This is a genomic window from Thermococcus sp., assembly GCF_027066465.1.
GTDB lineage: Archaea > Methanobacteriota_B > Thermococci > Thermococcales > Thermococcaceae > Thermococcus.
Window position 1 is genome coordinate 1 of the sequence record NZ_JAMONU010000085.1, and the last position, 2,584, is coordinate 2,584.

Here is a 2,584-nt window from a genome sequence, read left to right on the forward strand (position 1 = left end):
TGTACATAGGGAACCCCTTTGAGGCGGACTTTCCAGTTTACCTCGTGCTGAACCCCACATCTCGGCGGGATATTACGAAGGAAGCGCTCTTCAGGTGGATTGATGCCATGAGAAGAAGGGGAAGGCTCATACTCCTCCATGAGGAGCGCTACATAGCCGACTCAATAACCCGCTACAGAATCAGGAACTACCTCGATTACCTCGTAGCGTACAAAAGAGAGACGATGGGGGCCGAGCTCTTGAAGGTTTATAAGCTCGAAAACGGCCGCATCGTTGAGAGGAAGACCTATGTAAGGCGCCCGATGACGAGTGGCTTCGGGTCTGAGCGGTGATGACACCAGCTATCGCCGAGGGCTTTTTATAGGGCTTCCCCCTCTTTTCTCCGGGTGAGAGCATGTTCGGAAAGCTCAGGGAGAAGCTCAAGAGGTTCACCAGACAGGTCGAGGAGAAGATTGAGGAGGAAGAGAAAAAAGCTGAGAAGAAGCCCGGCCTCATGGAGAGGCTTCTCCAGGTCGAGATTAAGGAGAAGGACATTGAGGAAGCTTTGGACGAGCTGGAGCTTGAACTCCTCGAGGCGGACGTTGCCCTCGAAACCGTCGAGGCCCTGAGGGAGAAGATTAAGGAGAAGCTGGTTGGCAAAAAGGTCCGCATCGGAACCAACAAGGGCAAGCTGATAGAGGAAGCTCTCCGCGAGGCAATCCTCGAAATCCTTACTCCTGAGAAGAAGATTGACCTCCTCGAGATGATTCGCTCCAAAGAAGAGAAGCCCTTCGTGATAGTCTTCGTCGGCTTCAACGGCTCGGGGAAGACCACAACCATAGCCAAGCTCGCCAGCTGGCTCAAGAAGAACGGGCTGAGCGTCGTCATAGCGGCGAGTGATACCTTTAGGGCCGGGGCGATAGAGCAGATAGAGGAGCACGCGAAGCGCGTTGGGGTTAAGGTGATAAAGCACGACTACGGCGCTGACCCGGCGGCGGTTGCCTACGACGCAATCCAGCACGCCAAGGCGAGGGGAGTTGACGTGGTTCTCGTCGACACCGCCGGGAGGAACGAGCTAAACAGGAACCTCATGGACGAGATGAAGAAGATAGTGCGCGTCACCAAACCTGACCTGGTAATCTTCGTCGGCGACAGCCTGAGCGGAAACGCCGTTGTTGAGCAGGCAAAGCAGTTCAACGAGGCCGTCAGGATAGACGGCGTAATCCTCACCAAGCTCGACGCCGACGCGAGGGGTGGGGCCGCTTTGAGCATAAGCCATGCGATTGGCGCGCCGATACTCTTCGTCGGCGTCGGTCAGGGCTACGACGACTTAAAGCCCTTCGACGAGAAGTGGTTCGTGGACAGGATTTTCGGGGAGGACTGACTTCTCTCTTTTCTTACACGCTGACCGCAAGTTTCATGCGAACCACAATCCAAATGGCAAGGAAGCTCAGAACGGCCGAGATGGCCCATATAATTTCCTCGTTTCTATCGGGTTGTATCTCTAAAACCTTCTCTCCAGCCCATTGGAGAAGGGGCGCGAGGAACGGAACGGTGAGCAGGGCTATTCCCTCGTTACGGTTAGAAGTACTGTCCCTGCAAGCACGGCAACTCCCGCGAAACCCGAGAGCAGGGCGGTTTCTCTCCGCTTCCTCCAGAGAGCGTAAACTGTAAGAATGACGAACGGAAGCGCAACGGCGAGGAAAAAGATTGGTAATGGAGAAAGGTCAAAGGAGCAAGCCGGGGGATTTCTCGACTATCAGACTGCCTTCACGTAGTCCTCCCACGGCACTACAAAGGCAAGCGCGAACTCGACGAGGGGAATGGAGAGAGGGAGCAGTCGTTTCATTGTGTCCTCAACTTTTCAATGTGCTTCCCAGTAGCCTCGCCAACTCTCCAAAATCCACCCTCGCCGTCATGTCGATGTTTATCGGCGTGACGCTGACCTTCCTCTCGACCTTCAGGGCGTAGGCATCTGTCCCCGGCTCGAAGTCTTGGACAAGTTTGCCAACAATCCAGTAGTAGGGGTTGCCCTTCGGGTCAATCCTTTCCTCGACTGTCGGGGAGTATCGCTTTCTGGCTAAGCAGGTGATTGCTATCTCCGTCTCCTCCGTCGCATCGCTCGGAACGTTGACGTTGAGCATGTCCACTCCCTCGGGAAGACCCCTCTCAAGAACCGCACCTGCTATTCTCCCGAGGAAGTGCGCCGAGACAGAGAAGTCGACCCCCTCACCCTCGCCAAGCGTTTTCTTCCACTCCACCTCGAGGCTAATCGCTATGCTCGGAATCCCGTGAGTTGATGCCTCTATCGCCGCTGAAGCCGTCCCGGAGACGGTTATCTCCGTGCTCAGGTTCTCGCCGAGGTTAATCCCGCTAACCGCTAAGTCGAAGCCGCCGAAGCGGGCCAAGGCGAAAATCACGCAATCCGTTGGAGTCCCGTCTATTCCGTAAGCTACTTTCGCTTCGGGGATGTCAACGCGCTTGGCCCTTATCGGCCTGTGGAGCGTCATGGCCCTGCCGCTCGCACTCCTCTGGAAAAGTGGGGCAACGACGTAAACCTCGCCGAGCTCACTCAGGGCTTTCACAGCGGCGCGCAGGCCGTTGG

At 56.0% G+C, this 2,584-nt stretch carries 3 protein-coding genes; 2 read left to right on the forward strand and 1 reads right to left on the reverse strand.

What is annotated here, in order from left to right; translation table 11 throughout:
* Both MVK46_RS03985 and ftsY read left to right on the forward strand, forming a co-directional pair.
* Positions 1–332, forward strand: a 332-nt coding sequence (locus tag MVK46_RS03985; protein WP_297535358.1) for a hypothetical protein, incomplete at its 5' end; no start/stop codon positions are given.
* 62 nt (positions 333–394) lie between these two features.
* Positions 395–1,363, forward strand: coding sequence for a signal recognition particle-docking protein FtsY (ftsY, locus tag MVK46_RS03990; RefSeq protein WP_297535359.1), 969 nt, complete (start codon positions 395–397; stop codon positions 1,361–1,363).
* Positions 1,364–1,835: 472 nt separating this feature from the next.
* On the opposite strand, the gene surE is transcribed toward ftsY, so the two are convergent.
* On the reverse strand, positions 1,836–2,584 hold a 749-nt coding region (gene surE / locus MVK46_RS03995), incomplete at its 5' end, for a 5'/3'-nucleotidase SurE (protein WP_297535360.1).